Source organism: Coralloluteibacterium thermophilum (assembly GCF_042654365.1).
In the GTDB taxonomy this organism is placed as follows: Bacteria; Pseudomonadota; Gammaproteobacteria; order Xanthomonadales; family Xanthomonadaceae; genus Coralloluteibacterium; species Coralloluteibacterium thermophilum.
In genome coordinates, this window is the sequence record NZ_JBHSGG010000007.1 from 45,270 (window position 1) to 65,695 (window position 20,426).

At 73.2% G+C, this 20,426-nt stretch carries 13 protein-coding genes; 1 reads left to right on the forward strand and 12 read right to left on the reverse strand.

The genetic code is table 11. The features are described 5' to 3' along the window. Positions 1-44 precede the first annotated feature (44 nt). The 6 genes from malQ to ACFO3Q_RS03780 all read right to left on the reverse strand — a co-directional run bounded on the left by malQ (position 45) and on the right by ACFO3Q_RS03780 (position 14,787). Positions 45-2,093: a 4-alpha-glucanotransferase gene (malQ, locus tag ACFO3Q_RS03755; RefSeq protein WP_377003304.1), complete on the reverse strand. Its 2,049-nt coding sequence runs from the start codon at positions 2,091-2,093 to the stop codon at positions 45-47. Next, positions 2,090-3,904, reverse strand: coding sequence for a malto-oligosyltrehalose trehalohydrolase (treZ, locus tag ACFO3Q_RS03760; RefSeq protein WP_377003305.1), 1,815 nt, complete (start codon positions 3,902-3,904; stop codon positions 2,090-2,092). Before treZ ends, malQ begins: the two co-directional genes overlap by 4 nt. Beyond that, positions 3,901-6,009 carry a glycogen debranching protein GlgX gene (gene glgX, locus ACFO3Q_RS03765; RefSeq protein WP_377003306.1) on the reverse strand — a complete coding sequence of 703 codons (2,109 nt, stop codon included), beginning with the start codon at positions 6,007-6,009 and terminating at the stop codon, positions 3,901-3,903. Before glgX ends, treZ begins: the two co-directional genes overlap by 4 nt. 71 nt (positions 6,010-6,080) lie before the next feature. Continuing rightward, positions 6,081-8,270, reverse strand: coding sequence for a 1,4-alpha-glucan branching protein GlgB (gene glgB, locus ACFO3Q_RS03770; RefSeq protein WP_377003307.1), 2,190 nt, complete (start codon positions 8,268-8,270; stop codon positions 6,081-6,083). Beyond that, positions 8,267-11,662 (reverse strand): maltose alpha-D-glucosyltransferase, encoded by a 3,396-nt coding sequence (gene treS, locus ACFO3Q_RS03775; protein ID WP_377003308.1) that lies wholly within the window; start codon positions 11,660-11,662, stop codon positions 8,267-8,269. Before treS ends, glgB begins: the two co-directional genes overlap by 4 nt. After that, entirely contained in the window at positions 11,659-14,787 is a 3,129-nt protein-coding gene (locus ACFO3Q_RS03780) for an alpha-1,4-glucan--maltose-1-phosphate maltosyltransferase (protein ID WP_377003309.1), read from the reverse strand. Before ACFO3Q_RS03780 ends, treS begins: the two co-directional genes overlap by 4 nt. Positions 14,788-15,179: 392 nt before the next feature. Here ACFO3Q_RS03780 and ACFO3Q_RS03785 point away from each other — a divergent pair, with 392 nt between their 5' ends. Further along, complete coding sequence (locus ACFO3Q_RS03785; protein WP_377003310.1) at positions 15,180-15,419, forward strand: hypothetical protein; 240 nt, start codon at positions 15,180-15,182, stop codon at positions 15,417-15,419. A 230-nt stretch (positions 15,420-15,649) separates the two neighbouring features. Here the strand turns inward: ACFO3Q_RS03785 and ACFO3Q_RS03790 are convergent, their stop codons facing one another. The 6 genes from ACFO3Q_RS03790 to ACFO3Q_RS03815 form a co-directional block, all read right to left on the reverse strand. Further along, the gene (locus ACFO3Q_RS03790; protein ID WP_377003311.1) at positions 15,650-15,892 is read right to left on the reverse strand and encodes a histidine kinase; all 243 of its coding nucleotides are present in this window, start codon (positions 15,890-15,892) and stop codon (positions 15,650-15,652) included. 151 nt (positions 15,893-16,043) lie between these two features. Then, on the reverse strand, positions 16,044-17,225 hold the full coding sequence (locus ACFO3Q_RS03795; protein WP_377003312.1) for a methyl-accepting chemotaxis protein: 1,182 nt from the start codon (positions 17,223-17,225) through the stop codon (positions 16,044-16,046). Positions 17,226-17,321: 96 nt separating this feature from the next. After that, positions 17,322-18,347 (reverse strand): protein-glutamate methylesterase/protein-glutamine glutaminase, encoded by a 1,026-nt coding sequence (locus ACFO3Q_RS03800; RefSeq protein ID WP_377003313.1) that lies wholly within the window; start codon positions 18,345-18,347, stop codon positions 17,322-17,324. A 14-nt stretch (positions 18,348-18,361) separates the two neighbouring features. Next, the gene (gene cheD, locus ACFO3Q_RS03805; RefSeq protein ID WP_377003314.1) at positions 18,362-18,970 is read right to left on the reverse strand and encodes a chemoreceptor glutamine deamidase CheD; all 609 of its coding nucleotides are present in this window, start codon (positions 18,968-18,970) and stop codon (positions 18,362-18,364) included. Further along, positions 18,967-19,824, reverse strand: coding sequence for a CheR family methyltransferase (locus ACFO3Q_RS03810; protein ID WP_377003315.1), 858 nt, complete (start codon positions 19,822-19,824; stop codon positions 18,967-18,969). Before ACFO3Q_RS03810 ends, cheD begins: the two co-directional genes overlap by 4 nt. A 29-nt stretch (positions 19,825-19,853) precedes the next feature. After that, positions 19,854-20,336: a chemotaxis protein CheW gene (locus tag ACFO3Q_RS03815; protein WP_377003316.1), complete on the reverse strand. Its 483-nt coding sequence runs from the start codon at positions 20,334-20,336 to the stop codon at positions 19,854-19,856. Positions 20,337-20,426: the final 90 nt, after the last annotated feature.

Here is a 20,426-nt window from a genome sequence, read left to right on the forward strand (position 1 = left end):
GCGACGCGGAAGCGGGGCGGGATGAGCGGCGGTGCGGCTCCGGGTCAGTCGCGGCGGCGGGCGGTGAGCGCGTCGAGGGTGTCGTGCGCGATGGGCACCTCGAACAGCGTGTCCACGTGCACCGGGAGCCGTCGGCGCCAGTTCGGGTGCCCTTCGTCGGTGGGGCCGGGCAGGTTCGGCTGCTCGGTCAGGCCGAGCACGTCCTCCAGCGGGAGGACGGCCAGCGGCGCGGGCGTGGCGCCGATGGTCGCGGCGGCGGCGCGCGCGACGGGATGGCCGTCCCACTCCGGCGGCGGGGGGCCCTCGGCGGTGCCGGCGGCGAGCATGGCCTCCCACAGGCGGCGCGCGTCGCGCTCGCGCTCGCGCAGCTCGGCCCCGGCGTCGTCGCACAGGCCGAGCGCCTGGCGGTGCTCGATGTCGCGGCCGCGCCACCAGCCGGAGGCGCTGGGCAGGTCGTGGGTGGTGGTGGTCGCCATGGCGCGCCGCGACCAGCGCGCGGGGGCGCGGAAGCCGCCGTCGCGCTCGCGCTCGAACCACAGCACGCGGATGCCGAGGATGCCGCGCTCGGCGAGCTGGTCGCCGAAGCCCTCGGGGATCGTGCCGAGGTCCTCGCCGATGACCACGGCACGGTGCAGGTGCGATTCGAGCGCGATCAGCCGGCACAGGTCGTCGAAGGGGTAGTCGAGGTAGGCGCCCTCGGTCGCGCCGGCGCCGTGCGGGATCAGCCACAGGCGCTTGAGGCCGAGGATGTGGTCGATGCGGGCGCCGCCGGCATGGGCGAAGGCCGCGCGCAGCATGGCGCGGAAGCCGGCGAAGCCGCTGGCGCGCAGGCCGCGCGGGGAGAAGGTGGTCAGGCCCCAGTCCTGGCCCTGGGCGTTGAGCATGTCGGGCGGGGCGCCGACCGAGACGCCCTGCAGCATCTCGTCGCCGTGGCTCCAGGCCTGGCTGCCGCCGGGATCGCTGCCGACCGCGAGGTCGGCGATCAGGCCGAGGCGCATGCCGGCGTCGCGCGCGGCGCGCTGGCCAGCCTCGAGGCCCCTGTGGGCGAGGTACTGCAGCCAGGCGTGGAAGGCGACCTCGTGCGCGTGCGCATCGGCGAAACCGGCCACGGCGGCGGACTCCGGGCTGCGGAAGTCCGCGTCCCAGCCCTGCCAGCCGCGCACCTCGCCGTCGCGCGCCGCGAAGTGCGCCTGCAGGGCCTCGAAGCGCGCGTGCCGCGCCAGCGGCTCGCCGGCCTGGGCGCGCCAGCGCACGAAGGCGTCGCGCGCCGAGGGGAAGCGGTCGATGCGCTCGAACAGCGCCGCGAGGAGCGCGCGCCGGTGCCGCGCGACCCGCGGCCAGTCCACGTGCTCGCGCGCGGCGAGGGCCTCGCGCTCGGCCGCGTCGAGGTCCAGCCCCGCCAGCGCGTCCGCGCCGAACACCTCCGCCGGATCGACGTGCAGCCAGTTGTAGAACAGGCGGCTCGACGGCGAGTAGGGACTGAAGCGCTCCGGCGCCGCCGCGAACATGGCGTGCACCGGACTGATGGCGGCGGCGTCGATGCCGTGCCGGGCCGCGGCGCGCACCAGCTGCGCGAGCGCGGTGAAGTCGCCGACCCCGCCGTCGCCCTCGCGCCGCAGCGAGTACAGCTGGGCCGCGATGCCGGCGAGGCGGGCGCCGGCACCGGCGGCCTCGTCGATGCCGTAGGCGCGTGCCGGCGCCACCGCGAGCGTGGTCTCGGCCTCGTCCAGCGCCAGCCGGTGGTAGCCGACCTGCCCGGGCACCGGGATCCGCCCGTCCTCGCCCACCCTGCCCTCGCCGAGCGCGCTGCCGTCCTCCGCGGTGACGCGCCAGCGGCGGCTGCCGGGCGGCGCCGTCCAGCGCCCGCCGGCGTCGGCGACGACGAGCGCGGGCAAGCGGGTCTCGGCCTGCTCCTCGCGCAGGCGGGCCTGGCTCTCCGCGATCTCGGCGTCGCTGCCGGCCGGCAGGCCGAGCGTGCCGAGCACGCGGCGCAGGGTGTCCGGCGCAACCGTGCGCGGGCTGTCGAAGGCGTCGCGCCAGTCGATGCTCAGCCCCGCGGCGCGCGCCAGTGCATGCAGGGCCGCGTCGCTCATGGCACCCGCTCCAGGTGCGCCAGCAGCGTGTGGCCGTTGAGCACGCCCTGGTGCGGATCGGCGGTCTCCAGCGCCGAGATGGCGGAGGCGCGGCCCCAGATCCAGCGCCCGCGGGTGGCGTGGGTGACCTGCGCCGGCACCGGGGCGGCGTCGAGGTTGCCGTAGATCGCCAGCACCTGGCCGTCGCCCATCTGCCAGCGGGCGACGAAGGCCTTCGGGCCCAGCACCCGCGCGCCCAGCGCGCGCGCGCCGTGCAGGCGCGGCACGATCTCGATGCGGCGCAGGGCGAGCAGGGAGCGCACCAGCTCGAGCGCCGCCGCGTGGCGGTCCTGCGCCGCCTCGGCGGGATCGGGGCGCGAGGCGAGGAAGGTCGCCTCGTCGTTCGGATCCGGGATGCGCGCCCGCGCCGCCTCGTCCTGGAAGGCGGCGAAATGCCTGAACTCGGCCCGCCGCCCCTCGCGCACCGCATCGGCGAGGCCGTCGGCATCGTGGTCCACGAAGAACAGGAAGGGCGTGCGGCTGCGCCACTCCTCGCCCATGAACAGCATCGGGATCTGCGGGCACAGCAGCAGCAGGGCCATGGCGTCGTCGTAGACCGCGTCGTCGATCAGGGTCGCGAGGCGGTCGCCGAAGGCGCGGTTGCCGACCTGGTCGTGGTTCTGCAGGAAGCTGACGAAGGCCGTCGGCGGCAGCTGCGCCGACGGCTCGCCGCGCGGGGTGTCGTGGATGGTGGTCTCGCCCTGGTAGGCGAAGCCCTCGCCCAGCACGCGCGCCAGGTGGCCTGCGGGGTCGTCGGCATAGTTGCCGTAGTAGCCCTCGGTCTCGCCGGTCAGCATGACGTGCAGGGCGTTGTGGAAGTCGTCGTTCCACTGCGCGTCGAAGCGCGGCGGCTCGCCGTCGGCCCAGGGCCCGAGCAGGGACGCCTGGTTGTGCTCGTTCTCCAGCACCAGGTGCACGTGGCGGGCGTCCAGCGAGGCGTGCACGCGGCGCGCGAGCGAACGCAGCCACGCCGGGTCGGACAGCGCATGCACGGCGTCGAAGCGCAGGCCGTCGAGGCGGAACTCGTGGATCCAGTACAGCGCGTTGTGGACGAAGAAGTCGCCCACCACCGGATTGGCGACGTTCACCGCCTCGCCCCAGGGCGTGGGGACGTCGCCGCGGAAGAAGTCCGAGGCGTAGGCGTTGAGGTAGTTCCCGTCCGGTCCGAAGTGGTTGTAGACCACGTCGAGGAACACCATCAGCCCGAGGCCGTGCGCGGTGTCGACCAGGGTGCGCAGCGCGTCCGGCGTGCCGTAGACGGAATCCGGCGCGTAGGGCAGCACGCCGTCGTAGCCCCAGTTGCGGCTGCCGGGGAACTCGTTGACCGGCATGAGCTGCACGGCGGTGACGCCCAGCTCGGCCAGCCGGGGGAGTTCCCGCGTGACCGCCTCGAAGCCGCCCATGACCCCGACGTGCAACTCGTAGAGCACCGTCTCGTGCCACGGGCGGCCGCGCCAGCGGGTGTTCTTCCAGGCGAAGCCCGAGGCGTCCACGACCACGCTCCAGCCGTGCACGTCGCCCTCCTGCAGGCGCGAGGCCGGGTCGGGCACCGCCAGCTCCGGGTCGATGCGGTAGCGGTAGCGGGTCCCGGGCGGCGCCGCGGTCGTCAGCCGGTGCCAGCCGTCGGCCTCCGCCTGCATGGGCAGCCGGTCGGTACGGCCGTCGCGGTCCAGCTCCAGCGTCACCGTCTCGCGGTCGGGCGCCCACAGGGCGAAGCGGGTGGTGCCGTCGCCCTGGGGCTCGGCGCCGTAGGGCATGCGGTGCATCGTCATGTGCGGTGGTCTTCGGCGTAGGTGGACAACAGCACGACCGAGTGCGCCTGCACGTCGAGGCCGGCGTCGTCCAGGTGGTGCTCGGGCGCCTCGGGCGCGGCGCTGTCGAGGCGGCAGGTCCAGGAGAAGGTCGGCGGCGGCAGCTCGAAGCGGCGCGGTTCGTGGCTGCCGTTGACCAGGAGCAGGGTGATCTCGATGCGGCCGTCGTCGCGGCGCGCCGCGCGGCGCAGGGCCAGCAGGCGGCCTTCGGTGTAGTTCCAGTCGTCCTCGCCCATGGGCGCGCCGGTCTCGTCGAACCACGCGGTATCAGCCACGCCCGGCAGCGGTTCGTCAACGCCGTGCATGAAGCAGGCCGCCGAGATCGTCCCCAGCTCCGCCCGCAGCCGCAGCAGGCGCGCGACGTAGCCGGTCATCGCGCGCCCGGGGTCGCTCGCGGCCTGGCCCCAGTCGAACCACGACAGCTCGTTGTCCTGGCAGTAGGCGTTGTTGTTGCCCTGCTGGGTGCGGCCGAACTCGTCCCCGCCGAGCAGCATCGGCGTGCCGTGCGAGAAGGCCAGGGTCGCCAGCGCCGCGCGGGCGACCCGCGCGCGCTGCGCGAGGATGGCCTCGTCCTCGGTCGGGCCCTCGACGCCCCAGTTGCGGCTCTCGTTGTCGTTGGCGCCGTCCTGGTTGTCCTCGCCGTTGGCCTCGTTGTGCTTCTGCTCGTAGGCGGTCCAGTCGGCGAGGGTATAGCCGTCGTGCGCGGTGACGAAGTTGACCGACGCCCAGGGCCGGCGGCATTCCTTGTCGAACAGCTCGGCGGTGCCGCCGAGCGCCGCGGCGAGCGCCGGGCGCATGCCGCCGTCGCCCTTCCAGAACCGGCGCACGTGGTCGCGGAAGCGGCCGTTCCACTCGGCGAAGCCGGGCGGATGGTTGCCGATCTGGTAGCCGCCGGGGCCCACGTCCCAGGGCTCGGAGATCAGCTTGACGTTGGCCAGCACCGGGTCCTGGCGCATGGCCTTGAACAGGCCGTTGTTGGGATCGAAGCCGTGCGGTTCGCGGCCGAGGGTGACGCCGAGGTCGAAGCGGAAGCCGTCGACGTGGAAGGCCTCCACCCAGTAGCGCAGCGAATCCATGATCAGCTGGATGACCCGCGGGTGGGAGGTGTTGACCGTGTTGCCGGTGCCGGTGTCGTTGATGTGGTGGCGCGGGTTGTCCGGCAGCAGGCGGTAGTAGCTGGCGTTGTCCAGCCCGCGGAAGGAGAACGTGGGCCCGAGCTCGCTGCCCTCGGCGGTGTGGTTGTAGACCACGTCGAGGATCACCTCGATCCCCGCCGCGTGCAGGCTCTGCACCGCGGCGCGGATGCTGTTGAGCCCGCCCTCGCCGAGGTACCGCGGCTCCGGCGCGAAGAAGGCCAGGGTGTTGTAGCCCCAGTAGTTGGCGAGCTTCTTCTCCACCAGGTAGCGGTCCTGGACGAAGGCGTGGATCGGCAGCAGCTCCAGCGCGGTCACGCCGAGCTTGACCAGGTGGTCGATCAGGCGCGGGTCGGACAGTGCGCTGAAGGTGCCGCGTTCGGGCGGGAGGATGTGCTCCAGGCGCTGGGTGAGGCCCTTGACGTGGGCCTCGTAGATGACCGTCCTGGGCCACGGCACCTCCGGCCGACGCTCGCGGCGCCAGTGGAAGCTGTCGTCCACCACCACCGACTTGGGCATGGCCGCGGCGCTGTCGCGGCGGTCGAAGCTGAGGTCGGCCTTGGGCGCGTTGATGCGGTAGCCGTAGAGCGAATCGCTCCAGCGCACCTGGCCGTGGAGCAGCCGCGCGTAGGGATCGAGCAGCAGCTTGTTGTGGTTGAAGCGGTGCCCCTCCTCCGGCCGGTACGGCCCGTGCGCGCGGAAGCCGTAGAGCTGGCCGGCGCGCACGTGCGGCAGGTAGCCGTGCCAGACCTGGTCGGTGCACTCGGGCAGGTCGTAGCGCGCCACCTCGCGGCGCCCGGACGGATCGAACAGGCACAGCTCGATGCGGGTCGCGTGCGCGGAGAACACCGCGAAGTTGGTGCCGACGCCGTCGGTGGTGGCACCGAGGGGATAGGGACTGCCGGGGAGAAGTCGATCGGGGCGGGTTGGCATGGGGAGCCTCCGTGCGTCGGGAAGGGACGGGACGCGCCGGACGGGCGCGCCCGCCGGGGGGCGGGCCTCTCCTATCCGGGCCCTGGTATCAGCAGCAGCCCGGCCAGCGGCGGCAGGTCGAGCACGAGGGAGGCCGGCTGGCCGTGCGCGGGCACGCGCTCGGCGTGCACGCCGGCGGCATCGGCGGCCCCGGCGCCGCCGTAGACGGCGCGGTCGGAATCGAGGAGCACCTGCCAGGCGCCGTCGTGGGGCACGCCGATGCGGTAGCCATGGCGCACCACCGGGGTGAAGTTCAGCACCGCCAGCACCGGCGGGTGCTCCGGCCCGCCGCGGCGGAGGTAGGCGTAGACGCTCTGCGCCGCGTCCTCGCCGACCACCCAGGCGAAGCCCGCGCCGTCGGCGTCGTGCACGTGCAGCGCGGGGTGCGCGGCATGGATGCGGTTGAGGTCGCGCACCAGGCGCTGGATGCCGCGGTGGCCCGGGTCGTCCAGCAGCCACCACGGCAGGGCGGCGTCGTGGTTCCACTCGGTCGGCTGGCCGAACTCGCAGCCCATGAACAGCAGCTTCTTGCCCGGATGGGTCCACATGAAGGTCAGGTAGGCGCGCAGGTTGGCGCGCCGCTGCCAGTCGTCGCCCGGCATCCTGCCCAGCAGCGAGCCCTTGCCGTGCACCACCTCGTCGTGCGAGATCGGCAGCATGAAGCGCTCGGAGAAGGCGTAGACCAGCCCGAAGCGCAGCTTGTCGTGGTGGTAGCGGCGGTGGACCGGGTCCTCGTGGATGTACTGCAGGCTGTCGTGCATCCAGCCCATGTTCCACTTGTAGTCGAAGCCCAGCCCGCCGTGGGCCACGTCGGCGGTGACGCCCGGCCAGGCCGTGGATTCCTCGGCGATGGTGACGGCGCCGGGCGCCTCGGCGTGCACCACGGTGTTGAGCCGGCGCAGGAAGGCGATGGTCTCGTAGTTCTCGCGCCCGCCGTGGACGTTGGGAATCCACTCGCCGGCCTCGCGGCTGTAGTCGCGGTAGAGCATGGAGGCCACCGCGTCCACGCGCAGGCCGTCCACGTGGTAGCGCCGGAGGAACTCCAGCGCGCTGCCGATCAGGAAGCCCGAGACCTCGTTGCGGCCGTGGTTGTAGATGAGCGTGTTCCAGTCGCGGTGGAAGCCCTCCCGCGGATCGGCGTGCTCGTAGAGCGCGGTGCCGTCGAAGCGCGCGAGGCCGTGCGCGTCGGTCGGGAAGTGCGCCGGCACCCAGTCGACGATGACGCCGATCTCCTCGCGGTGGCAGCGGTCCACGAAGCGCGCGAAGCCGGCCGGCTCGCCGAAGCGCGAGGTCGGCGCGAACAGGCCCAGCGGCTGGTAGCCCCACGAGCCGCTGAAGGGATGCTCGCTGACCGGCAGCAGCTCGATGTGGGTGAAGCCCATGTCCGCCACGTAGGGGATGAGGCGGTCGGCCAGCGCGTCCCAGTCGAGCGGTCGCCCCTGCGCGTCGTGCATCCAGGAACCGGCGTGCACCTCGTACACCGACAGCGGCGCGTCCGGCCGGTGGCGGCGCGCGCGGGTCTGCATCCAGTGCGCGTCGCTCCAGGCGAAGGGCGCCGGGTCGGCGACGATGGAGGCAGTCCCGGGCGGCAGCTCGGCCTGGCGGGCGACCGGGTCGGCCTTGAGCGGCAGTTCCTCGCCGTGCGGGCCGCGCAGGGCGAACTTGTAGCGCGCGCCGGGGCCGACGTCGGGCAGGAACAGCTCCCACACGCCGGCCTCGTGGCGCAGGCGCATGGGGTGGCGGCGCGCGTCCCAGGCGTTGAAGTCGCCGACCACCGCGACCCGCTGCGCGTTCGGCGCCCAGACCGCGAACCGGGTGCCGCGCACGCCATCGACCTCGGCGACCACCGCGCCGAGCGCATCGGCCAGGTTGAGGTGCCGCCCTTCGCGGATCAGGTGCAGGTCGAGGTCCCCCAGCTGGGGACCGAAGGCGTAGGGATCGGCGGTCTCCTGCACGCCGCCCGGCCATTCGATGCGCAGGCGGTAGCCGCCGTCCTGCGGCAGCGTCGCCACGAAGAAGCCCTCGCCGCCCTCGGGCGAGAGCGCCACCGCTTCGCCGTCGTCCAGCCGGGCGGACACCGCCTGCGCCCCGGGGAGGAAGACGCGCAGGACCCGCCCGCCCTCGCCCGCATGGGCGCCGAGCACGGCGAAGGGATCGCCGTGGCGCGCCTCGGCGAAGGCGCGCCGGGTCGCATCGGAAAGCGGGATCACCGGCGGGCTCATGCACCGGCCTCCGGGTCGGGCAGGGCCTCGGCGAGGCGCAGCAGGCCGCGGATCGGCACGCCGATCCAGCCCGGCCGGTTGGCCGCCTCGTAGCGGATCTCGTAGCAGACCTTCTCGACCAGGAAGAGCTCGGTCGCGGTGACGAAGGCCCGCGCCTCGATCCATGGGTGCGCGCTCGCGGTCAGCACGGCGCGGTAGGCGTCCACGAAGGCGCGCATGGCGCGGCCGCGGAACTCGGCGATGAAGGTCTCGGCGCGCGCGTCGGCGCCGGTCCCGGTGCGCGGCACGGTGCCCTCCTCGCCCCGCGCGGCGACCTCGCCGGCGTAGTCCAGCGAACGCAGCAGGCCCGCCACGTCGCGCAGCGGGCTGGCTTTGGCGCGACGCTCCTCCAGCGAGCGCGCGGGCTCGCCCTCGAAGTCGATGATCACCACGTCGTCGAAGGCGACCAGCACCTGCCCGAGATGGAAGTCGCCGTGGATGCGGGTCGCGAGGCTGCCCTCCAGCGCCGGCGCGGCGCGGTCCAGCAGGGCCTCCAGACGCGGGCGCACGGCGAAGGCGGCGTCGATGCAGGCCGCCTCGGCCTCGTCGGCGCCGCTCCTGCGGCGCGCGCTCAGCGTCAGCCAGGCCGACTCCACCTGCTCGCGCACGCGCGCCACCGCGCGCGCCGCCTCCTGCGCGCCCATGGTCTGCGGCGCGAAGTCGGCATCGTCCACCGGCGTGGCGAGGGCCTCGTGCAGTTCGCCGAGGCGGCGTCCCAGCACGGCGGCGAAGGTGTCGTAGCCGCTGGCGACCTCCTCGAGCTGCTCCGGGGTCTGCGCGGCCTGGTATTCGTCCAGCGAGCGCGACAGGTGGTCCAGGGTCCAGCGCCAGGCGTCGCCCTGGTTGCGCACGAAGCCCTGCAGCAGGGCCAGCGTGGTGCGTTCGCCGTCGCCGCCGACGCGCACCACCTCGCCCAGCAGCGGCGCCGCGTTGGGATAGCCGAGCGCGGTGAGGCGGCGGCCGATCTCGACCTCCGGGTTGATGCCCGGGACGATCCGGCGCAGCAGCTTGAACACCGCCGCGTCGCCGATGATCAGCGAGCTGTTGCTCTGCTCGGCCGACAGCCAGCGGATCTCGGGCGCCTCCGGGAAGGCGGTGGCGGCGAACGCCGGGGTCGGCAGGAAACGGATCTCGCCGGGCCCGGACACGCCCGCGCCCAGCTCGCCGGCGCCCGGCTCGCCCACCGGCCGCGCATCGCCGGTCTCGCCCAGGCGCAGCACGCGCGACTCGGCCATCGCCGCCAGCACGCCGCGCGCCAGCGGTTCCAGCACGAAGGCGTCGGTGAGGTAGCCGACCTCGCGGCCGTGACGCACGCGCGCCAGCGCCAGCTGCTCGGCGAGCAGGCTGGGATGGTCGCGCTCCCAGGCGATGCCGACCGGCAGCAGGTAGTGCTCGCGGCCGCCGTCGCCGAGCGAGGCCTCGACCTCGTAGAGCACCGGCGGGCCACCCGCGGAGAGGGCGGTGGCGCGGGCCACGCGCACGCCGCGCAGGTCGCGGTCCTTGGCGCCGAACCAGCGCCGCGCGGCCAGCCAGGCCGGCAGGATGTCGCGCTCCAGCACGCCGCGGTGCACCTCGAGCGCATCCATGTCGGGCCGCGCGCCGCGCAGCACGAGGGTCTGGTACTCCGGCAGGGGCGCCGGCGGCGGAAGATGCCAGTCGGGCATGGCGCCCTCGCTCACGAGCTGGAAGGCGTAGAACCCGAACGGCGGGATGGTCAGCAGGTAGGGCAGGCGCCCGATCGGGGGGAAGCTGTTGCCGCCGATGATGTCCACCGGCACCCGGTCCTCGAACGCGGAGAGGTCCAGCTCCACCGCCTGCAGCGTGTGCGAGAGGTTGGCCACGCACAGCACCACCTCGTCCTCGTGCTCGCGGAGGTAGGCGAGCATGCGCCGGTTGCCGGGGTACAGGAAGCGGAGCTCGCCGCGGCCGAAGGCCTTGTAGCGCTTGCGGACCGCGAGGATGCGCTTGTTCCAGTTGAGCAGGGAGTGCTGGTCGCGCTGCTGCGACTCGACGTTGACCGCCTGGAAGCCGTACAGCGGGTCCATGATCGGCGGCAGCACCAGGGCCGCGGGATCGGCGCGCGAGAAGCCGCCGTTGCGGTCGATCGACCACTGCATGGGCGTGCGCACGCCGTCGCGGTCGCCGAGATGGATGTTGTCGCCCATGCCGATCTCGTCGCCGTAGTACAGCACCGGGGTGCCGGGCATGGTCAGCAGCAGCGAGGTCATCAGCTCGATGCGGCGGCGGTCGCGTTCGAGCAGCGGCGCCAGGCGCCGGCGGATGCCGAGGTTGATGCGCGCGCGGCGGTCGGCGGCATAGGTCTGCCAGAGATAGTCGCGCTCGGAGTCGGTCACCATCTCGAGCGTCAGCTCGTCGTGGTTGCGCAGGAAGATCGCCCACTGGCAGGTGTCGGGGATCGCCGGCGTCTGCCGCATGATGTCGGTGATCGGGAAGCGGTCCTCGCGTGCGATCGCCATGTACATGCGCGGCATCAGCGGGAAGTGGAACGCCATGTGGCATTCGTCGCCGTTCTCGCCGAAGTACTGCTGGGTGTCCTCCGGCCACATGTTGGCCTCGGCCAGGAGCATGCGGTCCGGGTACTCGGCGTCGAGCGTGGCGCGGATGCGGCGCAGGATCGCGTGGGTCTCGGGCAGGTTCTCGTTGGAGGTGCCCTCGCGCTCGATCAGGTAGGGCACCGCATCCAGGCGCAGGCCGTCCACGCCCATGTCCAGCCAGAAGCGCATGACCTCCAGGACCGCCTCCAGCACGGCGGGGTTGTCGAAGTTCAGGTCGGGCTGGTGCGAGTAGAAGCGGTGCCAGAAGTACTGCTCGGCGACCGGGTCCCAGGTCCAGTTCGACTTCTCGGTGTCGCAGAAGATGATGCGCGTGCCGGCGTAGGCGGTGTCGTCGTCGGACCACACGTAGAAGTCGCGCTCCGGCGAGCCCTTCGGCGCGGTGCGGGCGCGCTGGAACCAGGGATGCTGGTCCGAGGTGTGGTTGACGACCAGCTCGGTGATGACGCGGATGCCGCGCGCGTGCGCCTCGTCGACGAAGCGGCGGAAGTCGTCGATGGTGCCGTAGTCCGGGTGCACCGCCATGTACTCGGCGATGTCGTAGCCGTCGTCGCGGCGCGGGCTCGGGTAGAACGGCAGCAGCCAGATCGCGTTGACGCCCAGGTCGGCGATGTAGTCGAGCCGCGCGATCAGGCCGGGGAAGTCGCCGATGCCGTCGTCGTTGGAGTCGAAGAACGACTTGACGTGGGCCTGGTAGATGATCGCGTCCTTGTACCAGAGCGCATCCTCCACCAGCGGCGGGGCGGCGGCCTCGGGGGCGGTCGTCGTGGCCGGGATCATCGTTCGGCTCCTGCGCGGATGCGCCAGATCGAGAAGGGGCGCGAGGGGTCGAGGTGGACGTGCTGGACCTTGCCGTCCCAGCGGAAGCGGCGGCCGGTCCACAGGTCGTCGACCTCCACGCCGGCGTGGTCGGGCAGGCCGAACTCCCACAGCGGCACCTCGATCGCGGCCGAGTGCGCGTGGTGCGGGTCGAGGTTGACCGCGACCAGCACCATGCTGCGCGCGCGCGACAGGTGCGCGGCGTCGATGAACCTGCCGTAGTAGAGGACCTGGTCGTTGTGCGCGACGTAGAAGCGCGTGCCCAGGTGGGTCTGCAGCTCGGGGTTGAGCCGGCGCAGCAGGTTGAGGCGGGCGATCTCGTCGACGATGTCGCCCGGCCGGCGCGCGGGCCAGGCGCGGATCTCGTACTTCTCCGAATCGAGGTACTCCTCCTTGCCCGGCGCCAGCGGCGTGGCCTCGCAGAGCTCGAAGCCCTGGTACATGCCCCACAGCCCGGAGAGGGTGGTCGCCAGCGCGGCGCGCACGAGGTGGCCCGGCCGCCCGGAGGTCTGGAGGTAGTGCGGGTTGATGTCCGGCGTGTTGACGAAGAAGTGCGGCCGGAAGCACTCGCGCGGCACGCCCTGGTTGAGCTCCTCCAGGTAGGCCGCGATCTCCGCCTTGTGGTTGCGCCAGGTGAAGTAGGTGTAGGACTGCGAGAAGCCCACCTTGGCGAGGCGGTACATCATCTTCGGCCGGGTGAAGGCCTCGGACAGGAACACCACGTCGGGGTGCCGGCCGCGCACCTCGGCGATCATCCATTCCCAGAACGGGAAGGGCTTGGTGTGCGGGTTGTCGACGCGGAACAGCCTGACGCCCTCGTTCACCCAGAACAGGACCACGTCGCGCAGTTCGTTCCACAGCGCCGGCACCGCGCCCGACGCGTAGAAGTCGACGTTGACGATGTCCTGGTACTTCTTGGGCGGATTCTCGGCGTAGGGGATGGAGCCGTCCGCGCGCCAGGTGAACCAGTCCGCGTGCTCCCGGAGCCAGGGGTGATCCGGCGCGCACTGGATGGCGAAGTCGAGCGCGAGTTCCAGGCCCTGCGCCGCGGCCGCGTCGCGCAGGCGGCGGAAGGCCTCGATGCCGCCCAGCTCGGGGTGGATGTCGGTGTGGCCGCCCTCCTCCGACCCGATGGCGTAGGGGCTGCCGGGCTCGCCGGGCTGTGCGGTCACCGCGTTGTTCCTGCCCTTGCGGTTCTTCAGCCCGATGGGATGGATCGGCGGCATGTAGAGCACGTCGAAGTGCATGGCGCGGATGCGCGGCAGCTGCGCGATCACGTCGTCGAAGGTGCCGTGGCGTGCGGGATCGCCCGACTGCGAGCGCGGGAACAGCTCGTACCAGCTCGAATACAGCGCGGCGCGGCGCTCGGCCTCGACCGGGAACACCGCCGGGTACTCGGTGCGGAAGGGCTTGTCGTCGGCGCGGGCCATGGCCTGGGCGGTGGCCGGCTCCAGCAGCACCTCGACCCGCGCGAGGTCGTCGGCCGCCTTGCGCACGCGCGCGAGGATGCCCTTGAGCGTCGTCGCCAGCGCGCCCCGGCAGCGCGCCTGCGCGGCCTCGACCAGGGCCGTCGCCTCCTGCACGTCCACCGGCAGCAGGGTGCCGGCGGCGCGCTTCTTGTCGAGGTCGGCGTGCACCGTGGCGAAGACGTCGCGCCAGGCCTCGACCTTGAACTCGTAGCGGCCCATGCGTTCGAGCGGGAACTCGCCCCGCCAGCGGTCGTTGCCGATGTGGCGCATCGGCGCGCTGTTCCAGGTGCGCGCATCCGCCGCGCGCCACAGCACGGCCACCGCGATGCGGTCGTGGCCGTCGCAGAAGGCGTCGGCCTCCACGCAGACCCGCTCGCCCACGGTGCGCTTGACCGGGAAGCGGCCGTCGTCCACCGCCGGCGAGACCGCCTCGATGCTGACCCGCGGGGACTCGGCGGCGACCCGCTCGGCCGGCACCCGCCCGCGCGGGGCCGCGAGCACCGGCTTGCCGCGCCCGAGCCGGTAGGCGCGGACCTCGCCGGGTTCGAGCATCGTGGCGTGTTCGACGTCGACGCTTTCGCCGTCGTGGTCGACCAGGCAGCTGCTGTCGCCCAGCGCGTGCAGCAGGGCCGAGGCCGGCACCGGCACGACGTGGTCGTCGTCCGCGTTGACCAGGACCACGGTGTGCGGCGCGCCGGGACTCTCCAGGCGCAGCGCGGCGACGGTGCCGCCCTCCGGCAGCAGCGGCCGGACCAGGGCGGGCGGTGCGGGCGGCGCCAGGCGCGCCGCGTCCTCGTCCGCGAGCGGCGCGACGGCATCCGCGCCGACCGCCCAGTCCCCGCCGAGCGCCGCGGCGAGCGCCTGCAGGCGGCGCCGGGCGAGCCGCGCCCGCGGATCGTCGGGCGTGCCCTCGCCCGGGACATCCACCAGGGCGACGACCCGCGGCGCCACCGCGCGCAGGGCTGCGTCCTCGTCGTAGAACCAGCCGGCGCGCAGGTCCCACCACGCCAGCGAGGAGAACACCGCGTCGAAGCCGGCGCCGGCGAGACCGGCGAGCTCCTCCCGCGTCAGGCCCGGCGTCCAGGCGCAGAACACCGCCTCCGGGGCCGCCGCGCGCGCCCGCCGCAGCAGCTCCGCCCAGGCGGCGGCCGGCGTGCGCGCGGGATGCAGCACGCGCAGGCCGGCGATGCCGGTCGCCAGCCAGGCGGCCAGCGTGTCGCCCCACCACGTCGCGAGCGCGAGCGCGTCGCCGCCGTCGTCGAAGCGGGCCTGCGCGACCTCGGCCTCGCGGCGACCGCTGCGCGGGTCCGGCAGCGCCGTGCCGCGCGGGCGGAACCAGTGCGGGTGCCCGGTCGCCAGGGCCGCGTCGCCGGCGACCTCGTCGATGCGCAGGTCGATCAGCACGCGCAGGCCGTGCCCCGCGGCGGCCTCGACCAGCGCGCGCAGCGCCTCGGCGTGCCCGTCGGCACCGGGATCGCGCAGGCGTCCTGCCACGTCGCGGGCGAACGGCCCCTCCACCGCCACGTGGTCGCAGCCGGCGGCCGCGGCCGCGGCGAAGCGACGGGCACGGCCATCGGCGTCGGAGGAGTCGGAGGGCGGGAGCAGGCAGAGATGCATGGGGCGGACGTCGACGGTCGGAGAGGGTGTCGGGGGTGGATCAGGACGCCACAGTCGGGGTGTGGGGCATGCGACGGCGCGGCGCCCCGCGGGGGCGGGACGTTCCGGACGGAAGCGGCGAGGAGCGCGGCACGGCGCGGCCGCGGACGGGATGAGAGGAAGCGGCGTGCCCGCGGGCAACAGCCAGCGGGGCGAGTCGGCGATCGTCCATTCGTCCACCAGTGGGGGCCGCGGCAAGGACGCGGCACGGCCGCAGGGGACCATGGCGGACGCCAATGAAATGTGTTCGTGCGGTGCAGCACCGCCGTCCGGCACGGTGACGACCTTCACTGGCAGACGGCCGGCCCGCGGGCACCCTTGGGCTTCGTTCCGCAACCGAGGATGCCGCCACGATGAGCACAGGACAGGGTTCCACCGGCAACGTCATCGCCGCCATCTGCAGCCTCATCATTCCCGGCCTGGGACAACTGGTGCAGGGTCGCGTGCTGTGGGCCATCGCCTGGTTCGTGCTGGCCTGCATCGCCGGCGCCATCACCTGGCTGCTCACGCTGTCGCTGCTGCCCTTCGGCTGGTTCGTGGTGAGCGTGCTGGCCTGCATCCACGCCGCCGTCTACCGCCGGCCGCTGGCCTGAGAAGCTTGAGGAGTCAGTGGGAGGAGTGAGAAACGAGGGTCAGGCCCCTGTTTCTCCGGTGCTTCGCCCCTGCGTCTGGCTTCTCGGCCGAAAGCGCCCTCCCCGAGCCTCCCCCCGCGTTCGCGGGGAGGGGCGGGTGGGCCAGGGATGAGTAGAGAATCGAGAAGGGAGGCTGGCCGTGCGGCCCTCGTTTCTCGCTCCTGATGTCTCGCTCCTCGGGCCGAGGCCGCTCAGCCGCCCGTGGCCCCGGGCGGCTTCGCCAGCCGCAGCGAGATGTCGCGCAGCCGTGCGATGGCCGCCTTCAGCTCCGCCACCACCGCATCCCGCGTCTCCGCATCGACCGGCCCGGTGCCGGAGAACTGCAGCTCCAGCACCGCCGCGGTCAGCGCCTGGCCGATGTCGTCGTGCAGCGCGCGCGAGACCGCGGCGCGTTCCTCGAGAAGCGGAGCGAGTCGGGGATCGGTGGTGGGCATAGCGGGAAGCGGGAAGCGGGAAGCGGGAAGCGGTAGAGCGTACGTCATCCACCCGCCCCCTCTTCCCGATTCCCGCTTCACCAACAAAAAAAGGCGCCGGACGGCATGACCGCCCGGCGCCTCACCCCCGTTGTCCCCCCGGACAACGTTCCTAGAACAGCTCCACCGTGCCCTCGCCCATGTGCTGCTGGGAGACCGGCTTGTGCGGGGGCCGCTGCCATTCGCCGCGCTGCTCGCGCAGGCGTGCGCCGATCTGGCGCAGGGCCTGCACGACCTCCGGGCTCAGGCTGCCGCCGGCGCGATGCAGGAGTTCCTGCAGCTCGCTCGCCTCGCGGTTGATCGTGCCCAGGCGCTCGATGTGGACGAGGGCGGAGCCCAGGGCCTGGTTGGCGATGTCCTCGAACTGCAGCGAGCGCACCGCCTCGGCCACCGACTGGTCCACCGCGCGCCCGCACTCGGAGATCTCGCGCATGCCGCTGCCGAGGGCGTCGTTCATCGCGGCGACCTGGCTCAGCATGGAGGCGGACTCGGCGCGCGCCTCGCGCGAGCGGTCGAGGTCGCGCGAGGCCATCTGGGTGACCGACTCGCGCACCTTGGCGACGGCGTCCTTGGAGTTGTGGGCCAGCTTGCGGATCTGCTCGTTGAAGGCGGTCGAGCGCTCGGACAGGTTGCGCACCTCGTCGGCGACGACCGCGAAGCCGCGACCCGCCTCGCCGGCGCGGGCGGCCTCGATGGCGGCGTTGAGGGCCAGCAGGTTGGTCTGGTCGGCGATGGACTTCACGTCCTCCAGCAGGGCGAAGATGCCGTCGAGGTGCTGGGCCATGGCGTCGATGTGGTGGACGGTCGCGCCGGACTGGCCGCTGACCTCCTCGAGCGCCTCGACGAGCTGCTCCATCTGCCGGCTGGCCTGCTTGGCGAAGCGCGCGATGTCCACGCCGCCGCCCTCGCCGCGGTCGACGATGCGCGCGACGACGCTGCCCTGCTCGCGCGACTTGCGGTTCATGGCCTCGAAGGCGTGGCCGAGCTGGGCCACGGCGTCGCGGATCAGGGTGCGGGTGCGGTCGATCTCGTGGCGGGAACCGTCCACCTCGTTGGCCACGAAGGTGCGCAGCTCGCCGAGCAGGGCGTCCTGCTCGCGCATCAGCCTGGCCTCGTCCTCGGTCGGCTGGGTGCGGCTGCGCACGGTCCAGAACGCGACGGCGCCCCAGGCCAGGGTCAGCGTGGTGAGGATCGCCCAGCGCACGGGAGCGGCCCAGCCGAGCGCCTCGGCCAGCACCAGCAGGAGGGTCAGCGCGGCGGGGGCCGCCAGACGGATGAGGAGCGAGGTCTGCATGGAAGTCACCAATCCAGTGTCGACCTCGGTATCGGCGGCCGGCGCGGCATCTTTAGAGCGCATCGCGCACGTCGGCCCGCGCGCCGGGCCGCCGCCTCATTCCGCGGCGAAGGCCAGCAGGCGCTCGGCGACCCGGCCCAGGGGGACGACCTCGTCTGCGGCGCCCAGGCGATGCGCGGCGCCGGGCATGCCCCAGACCACGCAGCTCGCCTCGTCCTGGACCAGGGTGCGCACGCCGGCGCGCCGCAGCGCCAGCAGGCCGCGCGCGCCGTCGTCGCCCATGCCGGTGAGCAGGCCGGCCACGGCGTTGCGGCCCGCGGCACGCAGCACCGAGCCGAACAGCACGTCGACGCTGGGGCGGTGGCGGCAGACCGGCTCGGCGTCAGTCAGCCGGCACAGCCAGCGGGCGCCGCTGCGCACCACTTCGAGGTGGCGGCCGCCCGGCGCGACGTAGCCGCAGCCCGGCGTGATGGGCTGGCCGTCCTCGGCCTCGCAGACGGTCATGGCGGAGCTGCGGTTGAGGCGCTCGGCGAAGGGGCGGCTGAAGCCGGCAGGGATGTGCTGGGTCATGACCACCGCGGGTGCGTCGGCGGGCATGGCCTCCATGACCACGCGCAGCGCCTCGGTGCCGCCGGCCGAGGCGCCCAGGGCGATCAGCCGGTCGGTGGTGCGGTAGCCCTGCGGCAGCACCGGCGCGACCTCACGCGGCAGCGGCGGCGCGGGCCGCGCGCGCGCGGCGCCGCGGATCTTTTCGCGCACCAGCTCGGCGTAGTCGTGCATGCCGCGCGCGATCTCCAGCCTGGGCTTGGTGACGAAATCGACCGCGCCCAGCGCGAGCGCGGCCAGCGTGACGTCGGCGCCGCGCTCGGTGAGCGAGGACACCATGACCACCGGCAGCGGATGCAGGCGCATCAGGTTCTCGAGGAACTTGAGGCCGTCCATGCGCGGCATCTCGACGTCGAGCGTGAGCACGTCGGGGCGCAGGGCCTTGATCTTGCTGCGGGCGATGTAGGGGTCGGACGCGGTGCCGACCACCTCGATGCCGTCGTCGGCGGAGAGGATCTCGGTCAGCAGCTGGCGGATGAGCGCCGAATCGTCGACGACGAGGACCTTGATGGGCATGACCACGGCACCGCTCAGAACAGTTCGACCGAGCCCGCCGGCGGAGCGGACACGAGCCGGTCGCGGTAGGCCCGCTCCTCGGCGCGCACCGCGTCCTCGTGCGCGTGCGGGAGCTGGCGCACCAGCGCACGGCCGGTCTCGGGGAAGAAGGCGACCTTGCGCGGATGGATGCCGCCGAGGTCCTTGGCGAGCACGGGAATGCCCTCGGTCTGCAGGTAGGCGAGCACGAACTGCGCGTTGCGCGTGCCCACCGGCGTGCTGGTGAAGCCCTGCAGCACGTTGCCGCCGCCGAAGACCTTGGCCTCCAGGCGGTCGCGGCGGGCGCCGCGCACCAGCAGGGCGTTGATCAGCAGTTCCATCGCGTGGCTGCCGTAGCGCGCCGGGGCGCCGCCGCCGATGTCGCCGTCGGGCAGCATGAAGTGGTTCATGCCGCCGATGCGCATCACCGGATCGCGCAGACAGGCGGCCACGCAGGAACCGAGCACGGTGGTGAGGGCGACGCCCGGCTCGCCCACGTAGTAGTCGGCTGGCAACAGCTTGGTCGCGCGCACGCGCAGGCCCACGTCGAAGTAGGTGCGCGCGGCGTCGCGCTGCGCGCCCGACGGGGCCACCCGCGCGCTCATGCCGCGCCTGCAGTGCGCGCGGCGCGGCGGTAGACGGTGTGGCCGGTGAGGGTGAGGAGGTCGCCCGCGTGGAAGAAGCTCTCGGAGTGCCCGGCGAAGAACAGGCCGTCCTCCGCGAGCATCGGCGCCAGCCGCTGCAGGACCGCGCGCTGGGTCGGCTTGTCGAAGTAGATCATGACGTTGCGGCAGAAGATCGCGTCGAAGGGGCCGCCCACGTCGTAGCGCTCGGCCAGCAGGTTGAGCGGCGCGAAGCGCACCAGGGCGCGCAGCTCGGGCTTGACCCGGCACATGCCCTCGTTGGCGCCGGTGCCGCGCTGGAAGAAGCGCCGCTGCCGCTCCGCGGAGAGACCCTTGATCCGCTCCAGCGGGTAGACGCCCCGCGCCGCGGTCTGCAGCACCTGGGTGTCGATGTCGGTGCCGACGATCTCCACCGGCGGCGCCAGGGTGCCCATCGCCTCGCAGGCGGTGATCGCCAGCGACCACGGCTCCTCGCCGGTCGAGGCCGCGCAGGACCAGATGCGCAGGCGGCGGCCGCGGCGGGCCTCCAGGTGGCGCGCGAGGATGTCGAAGTGGTGCGCCTCGCGGAAGAACGAGGTGAGGTTGGTGGTGAGGGCGTTGGTGAACGCCTCCCACTCCGCGCCCTCGTCGCGTTCGAGCGCGTCCAGGTAGTCGGAAAAGCTCGCGATGCCGGTCGCGCGCAGCCGGCGCGACAGGCGGCTGTAGACCATGTCGCGCTTGCTCGGCGCCAGCGCGATGCCGGCGCGGGCGTGGATCAGGTCGCGGATACGGCGGAAGTCGCGCTCGGAGAACGCGAACTCGCGGGCACGCTCGCGCTCGTCGAGGCCGACGCTCATCGTGGACGGTCCGGGTACAGCCGCCCGTGTCAGGCGGCGTCCTCGAACAGCGACATGTCGGTGCTGCCGACCAGGCGCTCGATGTCGATCAGGATCAGCATGCGCTCGCCGACGACGCCGATGCCGCTGAGGTAGCGCGTGTCGACGGCGCTGCCCAGCTCCGGGGCGGGGCGCACCTGCTCGGCGGTCAGCGCGGTCACGTCGGAGACGCCGTCGACCACCATGCCGACCACGCGGCCCTGCACGTTGAGCACGATCATCACCGTGAACTCGTCGTAGCGGACCTCGCCCAGCTTGAACTTGATGCGCAGGTCCACCACCGGGACGATGGTGCCGCGCAGGTTGATGACGCCCTTGATGAACTCCGGCGCATCGGGAATGCGGGTGACGCCGTCGTAGCCGCGGATCTCCTGCACCTTGAGGATGTCCACGCCGTACTGCTCGCTGCCGAGATCGAAGGTGAGGTACTCGGCGGACTCGGCCGCGGCGACGGCTGCGTTGGTCTGACTCATGACGCTGGCTCCAGGATGCTGGGGGGACTGGCGGGAGGTTCGCCTTTCCCCCTTATCGGCAGGAAGCGGCCGGGGTTTAGCGGCCCCGCC

Excerpts from the sequence above, each read along its gene's own strand:
- malQ (WP_377003304.1), bottom strand. The coding sequence starts at position 2,093 with ATGAGCGACGCGGCCCTGCATGCACTGGCGCGCGCCGCGGGGCTGAGC.
- treZ (WP_377003305.1), bottom strand. The coding sequence starts at position 3,904 with ATGACGATGCACCGCATGCCCTACGGCGCCGAGCCCCAGGGCGACGGC.
- glgX (WP_377003306.1), bottom strand. The coding sequence starts at position 6,009 with ATGCCAACCCGCCCCGATCGACTTCTCCCCGGCAGTCCCTATCCCCTC.
- glgB (WP_377003307.1), bottom strand. The coding sequence starts at position 8,270 with ATGAGCCCGCCGGTGATCCCGCTTTCCGATGCGACCCGGCGCGCCTTC.
- treS (WP_377003308.1), bottom strand. The coding sequence starts at position 11,662 with ATGATCCCGGCCACGACGACCGCCCCCGAGGCCGCCGCCCCGCCGCTG.
- ACFO3Q_RS03780 (WP_377003309.1), bottom strand. The coding sequence starts at position 14,787 with ATGCATCTCTGCCTGCTCCCGCCCTCCGACTCCTCCGACGCCGATGGC.
- ACFO3Q_RS03785 (WP_377003310.1), top strand. The coding sequence starts at position 15,180 with ATGAGCACAGGACAGGGTTCCACCGGCAACGTCATCGCCGCCATCTGC.
- ACFO3Q_RS03790 (WP_377003311.1), bottom strand. The coding sequence starts at position 15,892 with ATGCCCACCACCGATCCCCGACTCGCTCCGCTTCTCGAGGAACGCGCC.
- ACFO3Q_RS03795 (WP_377003312.1), bottom strand. The coding sequence starts at position 17,225 with ATGCAGACCTCGCTCCTCATCCGTCTGGCGGCCCCCGCCGCGCTGACC.
- ACFO3Q_RS03800 (WP_377003313.1), bottom strand. The coding sequence starts at position 18,347 with ATGCCCATCAAGGTCCTCGTCGTCGACGATTCGGCGCTCATCCGCCAG.
- cheD (WP_377003314.1), bottom strand. The coding sequence starts at position 18,970 with ATGAGCGCGCGGGTGGCCCCGTCGGGCGCGCAGCGCGACGCCGCGCGC.
- ACFO3Q_RS03810 (WP_377003315.1), bottom strand. The coding sequence starts at position 19,824 with ATGAGCGTCGGCCTCGACGAGCGCGAGCGTGCCCGCGAGTTCGCGTTC.
- ACFO3Q_RS03815 (WP_377003316.1), bottom strand. The coding sequence starts at position 20,336 with ATGAGTCAGACCAACGCAGCCGTCGCCGCGGCCGAGTCCGCCGAGTAC.